The organism is Roseburia sp. (assembly GCF_041325975.1).
GTDB classification, from domain to species: domain Bacteria; phylum Bacillota; class Clostridia; order Lachnospirales; family Lachnospiraceae; genus Roseburia; species Roseburia rectibacter.
Genome location: NZ_JBGLEJ010000003.1, coordinates 231,139 through 247,456, shown reverse-complemented (window position 1 = coordinate 247,456; position 16,318 = coordinate 231,139). Strand labels below are relative to the sequence as shown.

20 protein-coding genes and 2 pseudogenes are annotated in these 16,318 nt (G+C 36.7%); 19 read left to right on the top strand and 3 right to left on the bottom strand.

Going from position 1 to position 16,318, the window contains the following annotated elements:
* Window positions 1-65: 65 nt before the first annotated feature.
* A complete protein-coding gene (locus ACDD58_RS01535) occupies window positions 66-611 on the bottom strand; it encodes a helix-turn-helix domain-containing protein (RefSeq protein ID WP_370775297.1) in 546 nt (181 codons plus the stop codon).
* A 184-nt stretch (window positions 612-795) separates the two neighbouring features.
* Between ACDD58_RS01535 and ACDD58_RS01530 the strand changes: the two genes are divergently transcribed.
* From ACDD58_RS01530 to ACDD58_RS01490, 9 genes and pseudogenes are all read left to right on the top strand, one after another.
* On the top strand, window positions 796-990 hold the full coding sequence (locus tag ACDD58_RS01530) for a hypothetical protein (protein WP_055059692.1): 195 nt from the start codon (window positions 796-798) through the stop codon (window positions 988-990).
* Complete coding sequence (locus tag ACDD58_RS01525; protein WP_370775296.1) at window positions 987-2,066, top strand: tyrosine-type recombinase/integrase; 1,080 nt, start codon at window positions 987-989, stop codon at window positions 2,064-2,066. Before ACDD58_RS01530 ends, ACDD58_RS01525 begins: the two co-directional genes overlap by 4 nt.
* Window positions 2,056-2,379 (top strand): hypothetical protein, encoded by a 324-nt coding sequence (locus tag ACDD58_RS01520; RefSeq protein WP_370775294.1) that lies wholly within the window; start codon window positions 2,056-2,058, stop codon window positions 2,377-2,379. The genes ACDD58_RS01525 and ACDD58_RS01520 overlap by 11 nt, the downstream gene beginning before the upstream one ends.
* Window positions 2,380-2,458: 79 nt before the next feature.
* A complete protein-coding gene (locus ACDD58_RS01515; protein ID WP_370775291.1) occupies window positions 2,459-2,998 on the top strand; it encodes a CHC2 zinc finger domain-containing protein in 540 nt (179 codons plus the stop codon).
* Window positions 2,985-3,728 (top strand): annotated as a pseudogene (locus ACDD58_RS01510) (VapE domain-containing protein); the annotation flags it as partial. The gene ACDD58_RS01515 and the pseudogene ACDD58_RS01510, both read left to right, overlap by 14 nt.
* A 98-nt stretch (window positions 3,729-3,826) precedes the next feature.
* On the top strand, window positions 3,827-4,375 hold the full coding sequence (locus ACDD58_RS01505; RefSeq protein ID WP_370775289.1) for a DUF6040 family protein: 549 nt from the start codon (window positions 3,827-3,829) through the stop codon (window positions 4,373-4,375).
* 42 nt (window positions 4,376-4,417) lie between these two features.
* Window positions 4,418-4,801 (top strand): TnpV protein, encoded by a 384-nt coding sequence (locus tag ACDD58_RS01500; protein WP_370775288.1) that lies wholly within the window; start codon window positions 4,418-4,420, stop codon window positions 4,799-4,801.
* A 187-nt stretch (window positions 4,802-4,988) separates the two neighbouring features.
* On the top strand, window positions 4,989-5,714 hold the full coding sequence (locus ACDD58_RS01495; protein ID WP_370775758.1) for an FRG domain-containing protein: 726 nt from the start codon (window positions 4,989-4,991) through the stop codon (window positions 5,712-5,714).
* Between the two features lie 15 nt (window positions 5,715-5,729).
* Window positions 5,730-6,281: a hypothetical protein gene (locus ACDD58_RS01490; RefSeq protein ID WP_370775285.1), complete on the top strand. Its 552-nt coding sequence runs from the start codon at window positions 5,730-5,732 to the stop codon at window positions 6,279-6,281.
* Here ACDD58_RS01490 and ACDD58_RS01485 read toward each other — a convergent pair.
* Together ACDD58_RS01485 and ACDD58_RS01480 are read right to left on the bottom strand one after the other, a co-directional pair.
* Window positions 6,268-7,521: a hypothetical protein gene (locus ACDD58_RS01485; RefSeq protein WP_370775283.1), complete on the bottom strand. Its 1,254-nt coding sequence runs from the start codon at window positions 7,519-7,521 to the stop codon at window positions 6,268-6,270. The genes ACDD58_RS01490 and ACDD58_RS01485 overlap by 14 nt on opposite strands.
* Window positions 7,522-7,626: 105 nt before the next feature.
* Window positions 7,627-8,547, bottom strand: a complete 921-nt coding sequence (locus tag ACDD58_RS01480) for a tyrosine-type recombinase/integrase (RefSeq protein ID WP_215671805.1) — start codon at window positions 8,545-8,547, stop codon at window positions 7,627-7,629.
* Window positions 8,548-8,779: 232 nt separating this feature from the next.
* Between ACDD58_RS01480 and ACDD58_RS01475 the strand changes: the two are divergent.
* The 10 genes and pseudogenes from ACDD58_RS01475 to ACDD58_RS01430 all read left to right on the top strand — a co-directional run bounded on the left by ACDD58_RS01475 (window position 8,780) and on the right by ACDD58_RS01430 (window position 16,259).
* Window positions 8,780-9,706: pseudogene (locus tag ACDD58_RS01475) on the top strand (helix-turn-helix transcriptional regulator).
* 18 nt (window positions 9,707-9,724) lie between these two features.
* A complete protein-coding gene (locus tag ACDD58_RS01470; protein WP_370775280.1) occupies window positions 9,725-10,069 on the top strand; it encodes an MmcQ/YjbR family DNA-binding protein in 345 nt (114 codons plus the stop codon).
* Between the two features lie 76 nt (window positions 10,070-10,145).
* Window positions 10,146-11,204 (top strand): transposase, encoded by a 1,059-nt coding sequence (locus tag ACDD58_RS01465; RefSeq protein WP_370775278.1) that lies wholly within the window; start codon window positions 10,146-10,148, stop codon window positions 11,202-11,204.
* Window positions 11,201-11,398, top strand: coding sequence for a hypothetical protein (locus ACDD58_RS01460; RefSeq protein ID WP_370775276.1), 198 nt, complete (start codon window positions 11,201-11,203; stop codon window positions 11,396-11,398). Before ACDD58_RS01465 ends, ACDD58_RS01460 begins: the two co-directional genes overlap by 4 nt.
* 121 nt (window positions 11,399-11,519) lie before the next feature.
* A complete protein-coding gene (locus tag ACDD58_RS01455; RefSeq protein ID WP_370775275.1) occupies window positions 11,520-11,957 on the top strand; it encodes a hypothetical protein in 438 nt (145 codons plus the stop codon).
* Between the two features lie 6 nt (window positions 11,958-11,963).
* The gene (locus ACDD58_RS01450) at window positions 11,964-12,650 is read left to right on the top strand and encodes a GyrI-like domain-containing protein (RefSeq protein ID WP_118265543.1); all 687 of its coding nucleotides are present in this window, start codon (window positions 11,964-11,966) and stop codon (window positions 12,648-12,650) included.
* Window positions 12,651-12,858: 208 nt separating this feature from the next.
* Entirely contained in the window at window positions 12,859-14,136 is a 1,278-nt protein-coding gene (locus ACDD58_RS01445; RefSeq protein ID WP_370775274.1) for an ATP/GTP-binding protein, read from the top strand.
* Window positions 14,126-14,755: a hypothetical protein gene (locus tag ACDD58_RS01440; protein WP_370775271.1), complete on the top strand. Its 630-nt coding sequence runs from the start codon at window positions 14,126-14,128 to the stop codon at window positions 14,753-14,755. The genes ACDD58_RS01445 and ACDD58_RS01440 overlap by 11 nt, the downstream gene beginning before the upstream one ends.
* A 26-nt stretch (window positions 14,756-14,781) precedes the next feature.
* A complete protein-coding gene (locus ACDD58_RS01435) occupies window positions 14,782-15,675 on the top strand; it encodes a macro domain-containing protein (RefSeq protein WP_370775268.1) in 894 nt (297 codons plus the stop codon).
* A gap of 17 nt (window positions 15,676-15,692) precedes the next feature.
* Window positions 15,693-16,259 carry a TIR domain-containing protein gene (locus tag ACDD58_RS01430; protein ID WP_370775265.1) on the top strand — a complete coding sequence of 189 codons (567 nt, stop codon included), beginning with the start codon at window positions 15,693-15,695 and terminating at the stop codon, window positions 16,257-16,259.
* Window positions 16,260-16,318 lie beyond the last annotated feature (59 nt).

The following is a 16,318-nucleotide window of genomic DNA, read 5'->3' as shown; positions in this document are numbered from 1 at the left end:
AGTTTTTGTATAAGAATATCATTATCCTATGCAAATATTTTCAATGATGATTCTTTGGATAAATGTTATTTTTTCGATTCCAATCCCATCTTATCCATAACCTCATCATGTGCCTTCTGAATTTTAAGTCGTTCCTGCCATGGTTCCGATTCCGGATAAATATCCATCCAAAGATTAAAATCAGCCTCCGCTTTCAGCAGAGCTTCCCCACGTTTCTTAACATCTTTTATTTCATTGCATTTTTCAACTTCTACCATATATTCTTCATATCGGTCTAACCATGATTGCATCAAAGATAATGTTCCAAAGCTGATTCCAACCATATCATTTCCATCTTTATCCTGGTATTCAAAGAGTTGTCCATCGTATTGCCGGAATATCTGAAAAAGTCTGTGTATGGCTTTTATGCCATCAAAATCAGAGTTCGCCAGTACTTCGGGATTGACAGATAAAGCGTCTGCTATTTTTTCAAGGGATGATGGCTTTGGATTTCTTCTGCCGCTTTCGTAGGCACGAATGTAGGCTTCACTTGCGCCAACCATTTCTCCTAATTGTCTTTGAGTAAGATTACGTTCCTGCCGGATACGTCTTATGTTTTCACCGACTGTCATAACAACATGCCTCCTGCTCTAAAGCTATATTTTTGTGAAACTGATCAACATCATATATAGGATAACACACAAGAACAAAAAAATAAAGAAAAAAGATATTGACACGAAACAAAAGTTGCGATATGATAAAAACGCAACAAAAAGATACTATGCAGAAACAAATACAAGAACAGGAGGAAAGAATATGAACGAAAAAATCTATTACAGTGCAGAGGACATTGCAAAAATGCTTGGTGTGAGTATGGGGAAAGCCTACAAAATCCTTAGAGAAATGAATAAGGATTTGGCAAGTAAAGGATTTCTCACAATCGCCGGAAAAATTCCGGTGGAGTATTTTAAGGAAAAATGGTACGGAGGAGCAAAGGAGGTAAGTGCATGAGCTGCAATGCAAAGAAAGATCCCAATGGTACGTGGCGGATACAATATCGCTGGACAGATTGGACGGGAACCAAAAAGAAATCACAAAAAAGAGGTTTTAAGACCAAGAAAGAAGCAGAAGAATGGTACGCACATTTCATGTTGCAGCAATCATCTGATCCGACGATGACACTGGCGGACTTTTGGGAGATTTATAAGGCGGATATGGAAAAGCGCTTACGAAAAACTACCATGAAGCAAAAAGAGTATGTAATGAATGACAAGGTGCTACCATATTTCGGAAAGACGCCAATTAATGAAATCACAGCTCCCATGATACGCAAATGGCAAGGAGAAATGATGGAAAAAGGTTTTAAGCCCACATATCTGAAAACAATACATAATCAGCTTAGTGCGATTTTGAATTATGCAGTAAATTTCTATGATTTGCGTTCCAATCTCTGTCGTAAAGCTGGAAGTATGGGAAAGAGTAAAGCGGATGAAAGACCGTATTGGACGCTGGAGGAGTTTCAGAAGTTTTCAGATGCGATTATGGATAAGCAGGATTCATGGATTGCTTTTCAGATTTTATTTTGGACAGGTATGCGGATAGGAGAATTACTTGCGTTACAGGTGAAAGATATTAATTTAGAACAGGGAACCATAACTGTTGACGAATCTTTGACGAGGCTTGATGGAGAGGATCTGATTACGGCACCAAAGACGGAAAGCTCGGTTCGGGTGATTACGATACATAAAGAATTGCAGGAGGAACTTAAGGAATATATTGCGACATTGTATCATGTGAGACCGGGAACACGTCTTTTTGCCGGACGGACAAAGAGCTTCTTTGAGCACGAAATGGAGCGTGGAATAAAGATGTCGGGAGTAAAGAAAATTACAGTCCATTGTACTCGTCACAGTCATGCAAGTATGCTTGTGCAGATGGGATTCAGCCCAGTTGAGATTGCAAAACGGTTAGGGCATGGAAAGGTTACGACTACGATTGAAACCTATTGTCATCAGTCTATGGATGCGCAGGTAAAAATTGCAGATAGACTTGGAAAAGTGGAAAGAGGTGAGGAAAGTGGCGTGTAAACGAGAAGACAGGTTTAGGCGCAATACAATTGCCTTTTGGCTGAGTGACGAAGAGAAAAGCCAAGTGGAATCGAAGATAATTTTATCGGGGATATCGAAAGGTGAATATTACCGGAAAGCAGTTTTAGGGCAAGAGGTAACGGTTATTGCCGGAAATTATATGTCGGTCAGGGTGGCAAAAGTATTGGAGCAGATATTGGCACATTTACAGAATGGCAATACAGAAGAGGAAAGATTACTGCTGGAATTGGTAAAACAGTTGCTGGAAGTAAATAAAAATACCCCTGCTGGTAACAAGGGCATTCGGGAATAAAAAGGATAAAGCCTTTCTATCCAACACACACATTTATTATAGCAAAGGCTTTCTCCGGAGGAAAGGAGAAAATTGCATATTGAATATTTTTTCAGAGGTAAAGGAGTATCTGACGGCGAGACAGGTAGCAGAAAACTATGGTCTGCAGGTCAGAAGAAATGGGTTAGCCTGTTGCCCTTTCCATGATGATAAGCACCCAAGCATGAAGATTGATAAGAACTATCATTGTTTTGCCTGTGGTGTGGGAGGGGATGTGATTGACTATGTTTCCCGGATGTTTGGTTTATCACAATATGAGGCGGCACTAAAGATTGTAGAAGATTTCCGGCTGCCGATAGAGGTCAAAAGGAACAAGGAATTAAGAGAGCAGGACAGAGAGCGTATTCGTAGAGAACGGACAGAACGTGAGAGGCTGATACACATCAGGGAGCGTTTTGACAGATGGTGCAATCACAGTATTGAGAGTTTAAGGGACAGTTTATCACTGATAGAGCAGATGGGTATTTTCCTTAATGGAAAGCCACCGGATATTATTTTTTCAGAGGACTATGCACGGATGCTTCATGCGGAACCGATTATGAATTACTGGCTGGATATTTTATGCATGGTTTTCAGATGATTTGAAGCGGATGGATGATGATAATGTCTATCGGAAGATGCAAGGACATTGGATTATTGAAATGTCGGAAATGATGGCAACGGTCAATGCCAAGAGCATCGAAGATATTAAGTCTTTTATCAGCCGGCAAAAGGAAACCTATAAAATTCCCTACGAAACACACCCGGAGGACAGACCAAGACAATGTGTATTTGTTGGTACTTCCAACAATATGGACTTTCTTCCTCTTGATCGTACAGGGAATCGGAGATTTGCCCCGGGGCTGGTACATCCGGAACGGGTGGAAAAGCACATTCTTGAGGATGAAAAAGAATCAAGGGAATACATACGTCAGGCGTGGGCGGAAGCGATGGAACTATATCGGAACGGTTCTCATGAGTTAAAGCTGTCGAGGGAAACAGAAGAATACTTAAAGGAAATGCAGAAGGATTTTATGCCGGAGGATGCAAAGGTCGGAGTGATGCAGCTCTGGTTGGATGAACTGGCAGAGGATTATGTATGTAGCATTATGATTTACAAGGAAGCATTTTCCCACGAGTATGACACACCAAAGGACTGGGAACTGAAAGAAATCAATAATGTCATGAACCATAGCATTGTCGGGTGGGAAAAAATATCTTCCCACAGATTTGCCGGATATGGCACACAAAGAGGGTGGCGCAGGGTGACAGGGAAAAATGAGTTTCAGAAACTGCCGGAGGATGCGGTAATACCCTTTGAGGAAAGATAAAAGTTTTTTAGGCTGCGTTTACAAATTTTGTTTACAGGCGTTCGTTTACGGAAATGTAAACAATCCGGTTTACGAAAGAATACAGTAAAATTAAGGCTTTGAGGATTTGTAAACAGCGTAAACAGAAATTATTTAAAAAGGGTGTTGGATTTGATACAATGCATATAGTTTTATGGTGGTATGCAATCGTAACGACAATATTTGTGGCAATGAGGTCTGATATATTTTTAGATGATTTTACAGCAATTTTTGATGCACTATGGAATGGTATTCGTCAGTCTTGCAAATGGATTGTCGGTGTAGCAAAAGCGTTGGCACAGATGGGTGATAGGATACCGAATGAGACGATAGCGATTATGGTGTATTGGTTATTGTTTATTATAGTAATTGTTGGAGCAATAGCTGTTGTGGGTATACTAATAGTGATTATTGAAAAGAAAGTAACGAAGCTATATCGGGAGAATTGTTGGGATGTGATTAGCATTGGAATAGCAGTAATAAGTTTAGCTGTGGTTGTGTATTTTGGAGATTGGATAAAGGTCTTAGTAAAGCTGAATCTTGTTACTTTATTGTTATTAGTTCAGGCAGTATATGTTGGAATCAGAGCGTATGTGAAAGGTTGTAAAAGAGCTAGAGGCTATTATTGATGTTGAGGTGTAGGAAATACCGCAGAAAGGTGGATGAAAGTTATGGAAAAATTGGAGAAAGTTATTGTAGAAAACGGAATTACTTATGTGCTGGGCGAGGATGATATTTATTATCCGGATTTACAGTTGTCAGAGGAAACAAATTATAATATCGGAAAGTTTGGACATATGAGATGTGAGTATCTGAAAGAGTTCAGACATAGATATTATATGGAGCTGTTGCTTGATGGAAAATTGAATGAGTATCTGCATGAGATTGATGAGGAATGCTATGAGATGCTGGACAGGATTGAGGAACAGATGAAGGAAAAGCAAGGTGTGACAGAGGAGTTGAAAGCGGAGAATCAGATGATGTGGGTGGGGAAGATGAATAATATTATTGCGTGTGCGGAGGAGATTGTAGTGAGGGAGTTGGTGTATGTGTGATGGATGTGGAGCAGATTGCCTTGCTCCGTTAAGAAGTAAAAAGATGATGAAAGAAATAGAAAAAAGTGGTATAATAAATAACCGATAATATTTTATTATCCGTTACTAAAAAAACTGAGGTAAAAAATAAAATGAATAATCATCAAAATATAAATATGTTGCTAATGATTTTAATGACCTATGCAATATCATAGGAGAAATTGAAGAAATCACATTAAATCATGCAGTTGATTTTGTCACTCAACCAACACTTTGGTATAGGGGACAGTGCAATATACAATGGTCATTGGTTCCTGGCATACAAAGATTTGAACGGTTATCTTCAGAAAGCGTACTATGTCACTCATTTTATCATGGTGCCAGCCAGCTTAGCGGTTCTTACATACCTAAAAGTTCATATGATAAGTGGATATCAATGATGCAGCATTACGGAATGCCTACTAGACTTTTGGATTGGTCATATTCTCCTTTGGTTGCTCTCTATTTTGCAATCGGAGAAGATGATAAATACGACAATGTAGATGCAAGACTTAGTGTTCTAATCCCCGAATTTCTAAATCAAACGCAGGAGATTGAACCCTATATCTATCCAATAGATTCAAATACTGCATTAGAAATGTTAAAACCTGCGTTTTATGGAAATATCCAACCAACTCAAAAAATTTTAGCATGTTATGCCACGAGTAACGATTTCCGTCAATATGCTCAACACGCATGTTTTACAATACATGACACTTTAAATACAATAGAAAAGGTATGCGACGACAAAACCTTATATACAATTCTTATTCCAAAAGAGAAAAAGGCATACTTTAAAAAAATGTTATGGCGATTAGATATAAGAGAAAGCTTTTTATTCCCTGATATTACTCATGTCGCTCAAGAATCAATCAACAGACATTTACACAAATAACTATAGGAGATTAATATGGAAAAGATACTTGTATTTCTTAGTAGACCAAACCCATTTCTTGATGGACATCAATATTTTCTTGATTTGCTACAAGCAAAGCTTGATGAGGCCGGATTAAAAACAGTCACATTGCAGGCAGATAATTATGACCTTACTGACACCATAAATTATCTAAAGGGCATAATGCGACAATGTTATGGAATAATTATTATTGGATTTGGTCAAATTTTTATAGAGGCTGGCCAAAAGAAGAAAAATGGCACACCTAATCCATCATTTTTCTTCCCACAAGAAGTCGATATCTCGGGACAACAAATAACAAGTCCATTTTGTCATATTGAAGGCACAATAGGTTTGCTATATGACCTTCCACTGCTTATCATCAATGAAGAAGGAGTCAGAGAGGAAGGTATTATTAAAGGTGGAAGGTTCAGCGTAAAAACACAAAACTTTAACTTAGATAAAATTGATGATTTTTTCAACGATGAAATAGTTAATCATCAAATTGCTGTTTGGGTAGGAAAGGTAACTGATTACTATTTATTTTTAAATCTCAAAAAAGTTTAGTTTTGTGATTCATCTCTGCAATATCATTATAAAGTTTTTCTATTCCTGTTTTAATGGTATTACGTTGTCTAATGCTGATTCCTTCATCAGAATTTAATCTTTCTTGTAGTTTTTCGTAGTTTGAGTATTCTCCTGCAACGATTGCCTTTAGGTCACAAACATTGTAGTAGTAATATACACGTTCTTCATAACTTCCATCCTTTAGTGCGTCAGCACTACTGTTTAGATATAATTTGGCATAATGTTTAGCAGTATAATAATGCTCTATAATCACATTTGGATCATCAGTTATTTCATATATTCTTAGTAATAAAGCACAGTAGTTTCTAGGGCAGTAATAATTTTGTCTGCTATAACATGCGCCTCTACGATAATATTCGAGTGCAAGGTAGTAATATGTCTCTTCTTCTAGTAAATTGAATAGTCGAAGATAAATTGCCGCAACTCTCCCCAATAAATGTTCTGATACAGATGAGTCAATATCTACCTTTTCTTTTATACTATTTATACATTCAATTAACAATCTACTGTTATTAGTTGCTTCTGCAAACTTATACTGTGCCAATACTAATAGTAAAAGATTTTCTTCCGTAGAATCTTGTTCGTATAACTCGGATAGTATAGCAATTGCCTTTTCGTATTCACTATCGTCAAGAAAATTTCGACCATTTAAATACAATTCATACAAACTTTGACGTTCTGGTGGCATAAAGTTTTGATAAGTATCCCGTTCGCTTAATGCTCTGTATATAGGATTGTCCGGAACAACGGATTCAGAATTAATCGCAAAATCTAGAAGAGCGTTTAGCCTTGTCTGAGTTTCCTTAATTGCTTCAGCTCCCAACCGTGCTCCCTCATGATTATAAAAAATAATCGGCACATATGTGAGATCAAAAAAATTAAAGCGATGTTCATCTTCTTTGGCACATAAAATAATAGTGGAACGTGGTTTTAGGGCATGTCTAGCACCTAGCTCATAGATAGCATTAATATTCATTGTGCTAATATCCGCAATTACAACATCCGCTTCGCTAAGGCATGTAATAAATTTATAATCAATAGCAGCAGAACCTGTAATCTCATCGCAGCGATACGCATTGTATTTGTTATCTTCAAATAAATGATATGGCACAAGTTCATTTTTTATAATACAGGGTTTGATAATTTTGCTGTATGTCAAATCTAGATTAATATTGTTTTTAATGCCATATCCCATAATGACAAAACACGATTTTTTCATAGAATCTCTCCATATATGTTCTATATAATAAAGTAACGGATAATAAAATATTATCCTCCACAAAAGCAAACCCTCAACAACATATCAAAGGATTGCTGAACACCCTTATATCCTAAAATCCTTTCTAGGATGTTTCGAAACCAAAATATCCCTTTGCTTTGCCACGGCGACGTGTGTATATATTTCCGTTATATTAATAGAACTGTGACCTAACATTTCCTGAATATAGCGGATGTCAACATCTGCTTCCAGAAGACTGGTTGCAAATGTATGCCGGAACATATGGGGAGTAATATGCATATTAATAGACGTCATGTCAGAATATTTTTTTATCATTCTGCGTACCGCCTGGTCAGATAAAGCATTTCCGTTCTGATTGACAAAGAAATGGTTGCAATGATTGATTTCAGTATTAAAGTTATTTTGATATTCTCTCAAAATCTGAAGAACAGATTCGTTTCCAATTTGAATACGACGTTCTTTATTCCCTTTACCGTATATAAGAATTGTTCCGTCGTATAAATTTACATCATTGACATGTAGCGCACAAAGCTCAGATATACGCATTCCACTTGAAAACAAAAGTTCAATGGCAGCCACGTCACGCAAAGCGTTTCTTCTTTGGTAGGCTGTTCCGGCATTCTTGTGTTGTGAATAAATAGTAGTTAACAAAGCTTCTATAACAGGTAAAGGAATTGTTTTGGGTAATTTAACTGGCTCGCGAAAATGCACCAGTACTTTGTTAAAAGGGTTCTGTTCAATGAAATCTTTATATTCCAGAAAATGAAAGAAGGCTTTTATGGATGCAATTTTGCGCTTTACAGTTTTAGGTTTGTATTGACAGTGTAAGGTAGCAATAAAACTTTCCAATATAGCAGAATTGACTTGTATTACTTCATCAGTACATATCTGTTCTGAAAATTGTCGTAAATCAATTCGATATGCTTTAAGTGTTTTTTCATCCAGGCATTTTTGCACATTGCAGTAATCCATATATTTTTTGATAAGTGTTTGTAAGTCGTTCATTGTAAAATCTCCTTTGTATTTATTTTCTTGTTAAAAGTATATCTTACATGATAAGAGAGAAGATTTTTTTATTTATGGGGATTCCGTAAGGAAATGAACAGATAATATGCGATTATTGTTTTACTGAACCGACAAAATAATTGAAGACAAGACTTTTTATAAGTATAATTAAAACATGACATACAGTTGACGTGTTTTGTATAGTATCATAGGAGTTGTTAAAGGAGAAATCATGACAATAGACAGACAGATTGGGATTTTGTCAATGCTGTTACAAAAAGATACGGTTACCGCACCTTATCTTGCAGAAAAGTTTGAAGTATCCCGGCGAACCATAAACAGAGACATAGAAGATTTGTGCAAAGCGGGGATTCCCATTGTAACAAAACAGGGTGTGAATGGCGGTATTTCCATTATGGAGAACTATAGACTGGATAGGACACTATTTACACGGGGAGAAATGCAGGATATTCTTGCAGGACTGCGCAGTCTGGACAGTGTGAATGGAACAAACAGGTATGGACAATTGATGGAAAAGCTGTCAGTTGGTTCATCTGATTTTATGGTGGGTAACTAGACGGTATTGATTGATCTATCCTCTTGGTATAAGGATTCACTTGCACCTAAAATCGAATTGATACGCACATCAATTGATAAATGCAGAAAACTGGAATTCGTCTATTATTCTCCAAAAGGAGAGTCTGCACGTTGCATTGAGCCGTATTATCTGATTTTTCGGTGGTCAAGCTGGTATATATGGGGATGGTGTATAAAACGTGGTGATTTTCGATTGTTCAAATTGAACCGAATGGATGAGGTAATAATATCGGAGCAGGAGTTTTCCCGAAGGCAGGTGCCAATGCCGGATTTAAGCGATGAAAAGATATTTCCCGGAGGGATAAAGGTCAAAGCATTATTTGAGAAAGACTGCAAATGGAGATTGGTTGAGGAATTTGGACCGGAATGTTTCAGTGTGCAGCAGAATGGAAAACTTTTGTTTCACGCAGATTACACAGATAAGGAAAATCTGATTACATGGTTGCTGTCCTTCAGGGACAAGGTAGAATTATTAGAACCAGAGGAAATACGGGAGGAGATTAAGGTCAATATCGAATGTATGAAAAAGAAATATGAAGGTAAAATTTTGGCTATAAAATAAAAAAAGGAGAAATGCTTTATGAGGTATACATGGATTGACGAATATTTACTTAGCAAGGCAGGAGTGACAAAAGATCTCCAGAAGGATTGGAATTGGATTTGTTATCAAGTAGGTGGGAAAATGTTTGTCGCAGTCTGTTTGGTATGGGAGACTGATGAGCCATATTATATTACCCTAAAACTTGAACCAACGGAAGGTGATTTTTTGCGTCAACAGTACGAAGATATCATTCCTGGATATTATATGAATAAAACCCATTGGAATTCAATAAAACCAGATCTTGAGTTTCCGTACTTTTATCCACAAAGCCTTGTTTTCATAATCATCGTCATAAACAACTTTCAAAAAATGCCAAAAATATAAGGAATCCTTTCCTGTTTTGTAGTAAAACTAAGGTACCAATCAAAAAGATACTAAACAAAAATCAGGAGGATTCCCTATGCCTAATTCTACATCAAATATTTATACTTTGAAACGGGAAATTTTAACTTTTTCAAATAAAATTTCCAGATACCTCACAAAACCAGACAGAAAGTTTACCGCTGACATGACGTATGGTATGCTTGCCTCTGGCAGCTGTCTTCTCACAGATGTGGCAGACCAGCTTCATGAATCTTCCAAGAAGGTCAATTCTGTGGAAAGACTTACCAGACATCTGAATAAAGGTACGCCTGCAAAGGCGTTAAACTCTTATCTTTCCCTAATCCATAAATGGGTTTCTGACAAGCCGATCATCCACATTGATGACAGTGATATAGTGAAGCCGGATGGTTATAAATTTGAGGCGCTTGGAATGGTCAGGGATGGTTCAAAGAGTTCCAGCGCTAAAAGCATTTACCAAAAAGGCTATCATGTAACAGAAGCCTGCGTACTGACAAAAAGCAACCACCCTGTCAGTATCTTTTCGCAGATTCATTCTTCAAAAGAAAAGAACTTTACATCCATTAATGATGTAACCTTTTCTGCAATGGAACGGGGTGCTGCCATGTTTGGCAGTGCTACCTTTGTCATGGACAGAGGCTATGAGGACAACAAGATGTTTTTAAAACTGGATGAACTGAAACAGGATTACGTAATCCGCCTCACTTCCAAACGCAAGCTCTTTTTCCATGGTAAATGGGTTCCTGCAACACAGCTAAGGAATCAACGGAAAGGCAAGATAAAAACACCTTTGTTATTCCATGGAAAATGCCGCGATGCCTATCTCTCCCATGTAAAAGTCCAGATAACTGCATCAAAAAAAGACATCTATCTGGTTCTTGTTTATGGAATTACGGAACATCCTATGATGCTTGCCACAAATAAAAAAATCAAGTCAAAGGAAGATGTAGTAAATGTGGCAAAAGCTTACTTCTCAAGATGGCGTATTGAGGAATATTTCCGCTGCAAAAAACAGATGTTTCAGTTTGAAAACTTCCGTGTGCGGAGGCTTACAGCAATCAATGCTTTAAATTTTTTATCACCTTATGCATGGCATTTCTGGCACATATATCTATGAAGTCAGAAACCAATGCCCTTAAGGTTTCTATCATACAAAAAGCAGATCCTGTAAAGGAAAAAGTACATTTCTGCTATTACCGGTTAGCTAAAGGTATTTCCGGCATACTCTCGTATGCAAAAGAAGGCATCAGGCTATGGTTCCGGACAAAGCGTCTGGCATACCGTCAACTCTGCCTTAAGCTGATCGCTTAGATAGATAAAAGAATATATCTCCCAAAGCCCGATTCCGGTGGGGCTTATTAAAGTGCCTCTATTCGTAAAACTGCTATTCTCAACGCTTCAAAAATTCGGCAGATTGGTGCTTTGGGAAGCTATGTTCATTTTAGAATTGCATTCTGCGGAAACTCAAGAACCAGATGGTGAAGTGCCCGACAATTTATTGAAAGACTTATTGGATAAATCGTATCAACTTGTGCTTGGTGGATTTAGTAAAAAGAAGCAGAGGGAAATATTAGAAGTGGCTCAATCGGTAAATATAATAAGCTGTTGTGGCACAGATTGCTCCAAGTGCGGGTGCTTTGGAAATGTGTGCAAGGGGTGTAGTGCAAGTCTTGGAAAAGTATTTCATGCACCGGATGGTCAGGCGTGTCCAATATATGAATGCGTGGTAAATCAAAAAGACATGAAAGGATGTGGAGAGTGCGAGCATATCCCTTGTGATATATGGAGAAAAACAAAAGATCCTGCTTTTACAGAGGAAGAATTTGAACGTAATATACAGGAGCGAGTAGACAGATTAAAGAAAGGATGAAAAAAGATGGCGTTTGATTTTAAAAAAGAATACAAGGAATTTTATATGCCGAAGAATAAACCGGAAATTGTAAAAATTCCTCCAATGAATTATGTTGCAGTTCGCGGAAAGGGAAATCCGAATGTAGAGTGTGGTGATTACCAGCAGGCAATAAGCATTTTATATGCAGTTGCTTATACATTAAAAATGAGTTATAAGACAGATTATAAAATTGAAGGATTTTTTGAATATGTAGTACCGCCGCTGGAAGGATTCTGGTGGCAGGGTGAGCAGCATCCTGTGGATGCTGAGATGCGAACTGACCGAACCGACAGGCGAGAAAATGTCAAAGGAATTGATTATAGCAACAAAGATACATTTAATTGGATTTCTGTTATTCGTTTGCCTGATTTTATAACCGAAAAAGATTTTGCATGGGCGGTACAAACAGCAACCAAGAAGAAAAAAATAGATTGTTCACCGGCAGAGTTTTTAACGATTGATGAGGGGCTTTGCGTCCAGATTATGCATCAAGGTTCATTTGATTCGGAACCTGCAACAGTAGCTTTGCTGGAGGATTATTTGAAGGAGCAGGGCTATGAGAATAATATAAATGAACAGCGTTTACACCATGAGATTTATATGTCCGATGCAAGAAAGGTTGCTCCTGAAAAATGGAAAACTGTAATTAGACATCCAATCAAGAAAGTATAGAGGCAAATTGCATTGAGTGAGATTAGAGAATGAAACGAAAGTAATATAGTGGATATACAGATAGAGCAGCCGAGAGGCTGCTTTTTGTTTTTGTGAATGAACATTAAATCTCAATATTAATATTTTTTATGAAAAAAAGTTGCATAAAAAATATTTGATGATATAATAATGATAAGTAAATAGGAAAAGTGACTTGGAGGAATGAGCCATGATTATAGAGGTAAGAGCAAAAAACTGTTATGCATTTGAGGATGATATTACATTTTCAATGAAAGCAGATATGCGAAATAAAAAATTTGGAGCAAATGTTCACAAAGAGAATAATTTTAATGTCCTTAAAACGGTAGGAATATATGGGCCAAACAATGCCGGTAAAACATGTCTGATCAAGTGCATTAGGGCAATAAGAAATGTACTTTTAAATAAGAAGAATGGACTGATGCCAAATATATTTACGGATAGTGATGTATGCGAGTTAGGTGTTACATTTATGGCATCTGGAAGAAAGTTTTCTTATGATTTTAAGTACGACGCAGAAAAAGAAGAATATATATATGAGTCATTTTCGGAGATATTTAAAGATCAGTACAACAATGAAAAGGAAGCTTGTTGGTTGAAAAAAGATACTGTTAGTGAAGTATACGAGTGTATTGATGAATCTGTTCAGACTATGATTTCTGTTGTATCGAAGAATAATTTGTTATGCTATGTGGTAGATACAAGTAAATTCGAACATATCAACGAGATGAAGCAGATTCTTGTCGGATTTGCAGAAAAAATTGATATCATCAATATGAATAACATACCTATGCAGCACACGATTGAACTAATGAAGAATACGAATCAGTTACAGCAAAAGGTTGTCGAGTTCATAAAAAATGCTGACTTATATATGGATAATTTTGAATATGTGGATATGGATAAGATACAGCTGAAAACTGGTGAAGGTGACGAAAAGCCAGATGAGAAAGTGCTTGATATTCCAGAGAACATTATGGATCAAATCAGATTGGTTTCTACTTATAAGGGAGTCCATGTGCCAAGTATGATGTTTGACTCCACAGGAACAAAGAAGATTGCAGCTATTGCCAGCTATGTAATTGAAGCACTTGAACAAGGCAGGATTTTAGTCGTGGATGAGTTGGATAGCAGTATTCATTTTAAGCTTACCAGGGCGATTGTTGCGATGTTTAATAATGAATTAAATACAAGTGCACAGATGATATTTACAGTACATGATATAAATCTTATGGATTGCAAGAGAATGTTTCGAAAGGAGCAGATTTGGTTTGTTCATAAGGATGAAGAAGGTGTGTATGTATATTCACTTGCAGATTTTACAGCACAGCAGGGCGTACGAGATACGACAGATGTTATGGAAAAATATCGGAAAGGTGCGCTTGGAGCTTTGCCTGATCCTGAATTGATTAACTCATTGCTTAGTATTAAAAGTGGTGTAAAGGGGGATGATGCCGATGCCAAATAAGCTCCCTAAGTTTTTGGACAACTATAAAATCTGTATTATCTGTGAAGGTAATGAGGAATATGAGTATCTAAATCGATTAAAAAATTTAAAAGTATGGAATGAGCAATATGATATTTCATTGGTCAATGCCGGTGGAAATGGTAATATCCCGGCAAGGTATCAGGACCGATATCAAAATGGAGCAGATGAACTTGTGCTTGTGTTCTGTGATACGGAAAAGAAACCACATGAGCAGTATGAAGACATTAAACGTAAGATTAATGAGTTTCATGGTGTGGATAGTGCAGCAGATGAAGTGATTATGTTTGGTAATCCATGTACTATGCAGATTATATCTAAGCATTGGACCGATGAAAATCTGAAATCTCCGGCAAAACCAGTGAATGCTCCTTTGATAAAGGAATATACCGGGGTGGAGAATTATAAAGGTAGAGCAGACCAGATTCAAGAAGTTATGGAACACGTTACTGAGGAGAATTATGGTGATATGCGCCAGCGAGTGAGGAATTTGGATTCGGATGATTCTGTTACTGGTAGCAGTAATTTTGGAAAGTTCATAAAGCTGTTTGAGAGTGATGACAGTGGGTGGATTGAAGAGATTAATGAACAAATAGAGTAGTATAAGGAGAGTACAAAAGTTATATTATGAACAAAGTAAATGTGGTAAAACAAAATTTGGAGTTCATAGGTAAAACGTGGATGAAGTGTATTGGTACATTTGCAAGTATATTATCGCTTTTCTTTTTGTTTTGGACTTGGGATGATATACGCATTACGTCAACACAATATAAATGTGTGATAATAATATTATTATGTGTGCTTGCACTCATACTTGCAATCCTATGGACGTGTATTTTTAAGAGAACAAAGACAATTTGGGAAAGTCCATCTGGGAAAATAAAAGTATGTTATTCTGATATTATGAAAGATGGGTTTGACAAAAGGAACAAGGAAGAAAAGTTATTTGTAATTCCAGTTAATTCATGTTTTGACACTATTGTAGATGAAGATATATCAACATGTTCAAAGCCATTGGTATCACCTAATTCGTTACATGGAAGATGGATAAAAACAATGGTTAATAAGGGATTTACTATAGAAGAAATAGACAACAAGATACATAATTGCTTGGAAATGCAAAATTTAGTGCCCAAAAGTATTATTGCTGACAAAGATAAGGAACGTGGGAAAAGAGAAGTATATGAGTTAGGTACAGTGGCGATGATTAGGGGAAATAACAATAGTACCTTTTTGTTACTTGCAATTTCGGAATACGATAAAGATAATATCGCTCATACTTCTGTCGATGATTTAGAAATGTGCATAAAATCACTTCTTAATTTTTACGATCAACATGGTCAAGGGCATAGATTGGTAATTCCATTGATGGGAACAAATCTTTCGAGAGCAGGATTGTCACATAATGATTCACTGAGAGTAATAACATCGTTATTTCAATTGTATGGAGATAAAATACATGGAGAAGTTGATGTTGTTATATATAAAGGAGATAAAGATAAAGTAACATTAGACATATAGCAAAGGAGGAATTTAATATGTCATATCGAAATGCAAATTATAGTGCGTTTTATGTTTCGGAACCATTTAGCGAAAGTAATTTAGGGGCAAATTCAACACATGATTTTGTTTACTACAATATGTTAAGAATGTGGAAAGGAGAGGATAATAGTTTTCCCTTTAATGATGCACATGATAAGACATATAATGTGCGAGATGGTAGTGATTGGGAAAAGACTCTTAAGCCTAGACTTCATACAAGACTTGACAATTCTAAGAACATTATTTTATTTTTAAGTTCCATTACTGCCAATAGTCGTGCATTGAGGGAGGAAATGAATTACGGAATAGGTACAAAAGGTTTACCGGTAATTGTAATTTATCCAGATTATGACAAGAAGTCAGATATAGTTGATAGTAATGGAAATTTTAAGAAGCAAATTAAAGATTTGTGGGATAAGTTGCCGGCTTTTCGTGATAATATGTCCTCGGTAGCTACATTGCATATTCCATGCACTAAGAGCGTTATTATATCAGCATTGAATAATGAAGATTTTATGGTAAATACAATGGCAGATGCAAAAAAATATTACTATAAACCATAAACAATGACATTTTGAAAATAACGAAACTTGTAGTGATTGCGAAAAGTTCCGAAACGGCA

What these genes read in the sequence shown, in the direction of transcription:
- ACDD58_RS01535 (WP_370775297.1), bottom strand. Translation starts at nt 611, where the DNA reads ATGACAGTCGGTGAAAACATAAGACGTATCCGGCAGGAACGTAATCTT.
- ACDD58_RS01530 (WP_055059692.1), top strand. Translation starts at nt 796, where the DNA reads ATGAACGAAAAAATCTATTACAGTGCAGAGGACATTGCAAAAATGCTT.
- ACDD58_RS01525 (WP_370775296.1), top strand. Translation starts at nt 987, where the DNA reads ATGAGCTGCAATGCAAAGAAAGATCCCAATGGTACGTGGCGGATACAA.
- ACDD58_RS01500 (WP_370775288.1), top strand. Translation starts at nt 4,418, where the DNA reads ATGGAAAAATTGGAGAAAGTTATTGTAGAAAACGGAATTACTTATGTG.
- ACDD58_RS01490 (WP_370775285.1), top strand. Translation starts at nt 5,730, where the DNA reads ATGGAAAAGATACTTGTATTTCTTAGTAGACCAAACCCATTTCTTGAT.
- ACDD58_RS01485 (WP_370775283.1), bottom strand. Translation starts at nt 7,521, where the DNA reads ATGAAAAAATCGTGTTTTGTCATTATGGGATATGGCATTAAAAACAAT.
- ACDD58_RS01480 (WP_215671805.1), bottom strand. Translation starts at nt 8,547, where the DNA reads ATGAACGACTTACAAACACTTATCAAAAAATATATGGATTACTGCAAT.
- ACDD58_RS01470 (WP_370775280.1), top strand. Translation starts at nt 9,725, where the DNA reads ATGAGGTATACATGGATTGACGAATATTTACTTAGCAAGGCAGGAGTG.
- ACDD58_RS01465 (WP_370775278.1), top strand. Translation starts at nt 10,146, where the DNA reads ATGCCTAATTCTACATCAAATATTTATACTTTGAAACGGGAAATTTTA.
- ACDD58_RS01460 (WP_370775276.1), top strand. Translation starts at nt 11,201, where the DNA reads ATGAAGTCAGAAACCAATGCCCTTAAGGTTTCTATCATACAAAAAGCA.
- ACDD58_RS01455 (WP_370775275.1), top strand. Translation starts at nt 11,520, where the DNA reads ATGTTCATTTTAGAATTGCATTCTGCGGAAACTCAAGAACCAGATGGT.
- ACDD58_RS01450 (WP_118265543.1), top strand. Translation starts at nt 11,964, where the DNA reads ATGGCGTTTGATTTTAAAAAAGAATACAAGGAATTTTATATGCCGAAG.
- ACDD58_RS01445 (WP_370775274.1), top strand. Translation starts at nt 12,859, where the DNA reads ATGATTATAGAGGTAAGAGCAAAAAACTGTTATGCATTTGAGGATGAT.
- ACDD58_RS01440 (WP_370775271.1), top strand. Translation starts at nt 14,126, where the DNA reads ATGCCAAATAAGCTCCCTAAGTTTTTGGACAACTATAAAATCTGTATT.
- ACDD58_RS01435 (WP_370775268.1), top strand. Translation starts at nt 14,782, where the DNA reads ATGAACAAAGTAAATGTGGTAAAACAAAATTTGGAGTTCATAGGTAAA.
- ACDD58_RS01430 (WP_370775265.1), top strand. Translation starts at nt 15,693, where the DNA reads ATGTCATATCGAAATGCAAATTATAGTGCGTTTTATGTTTCGGAACCA.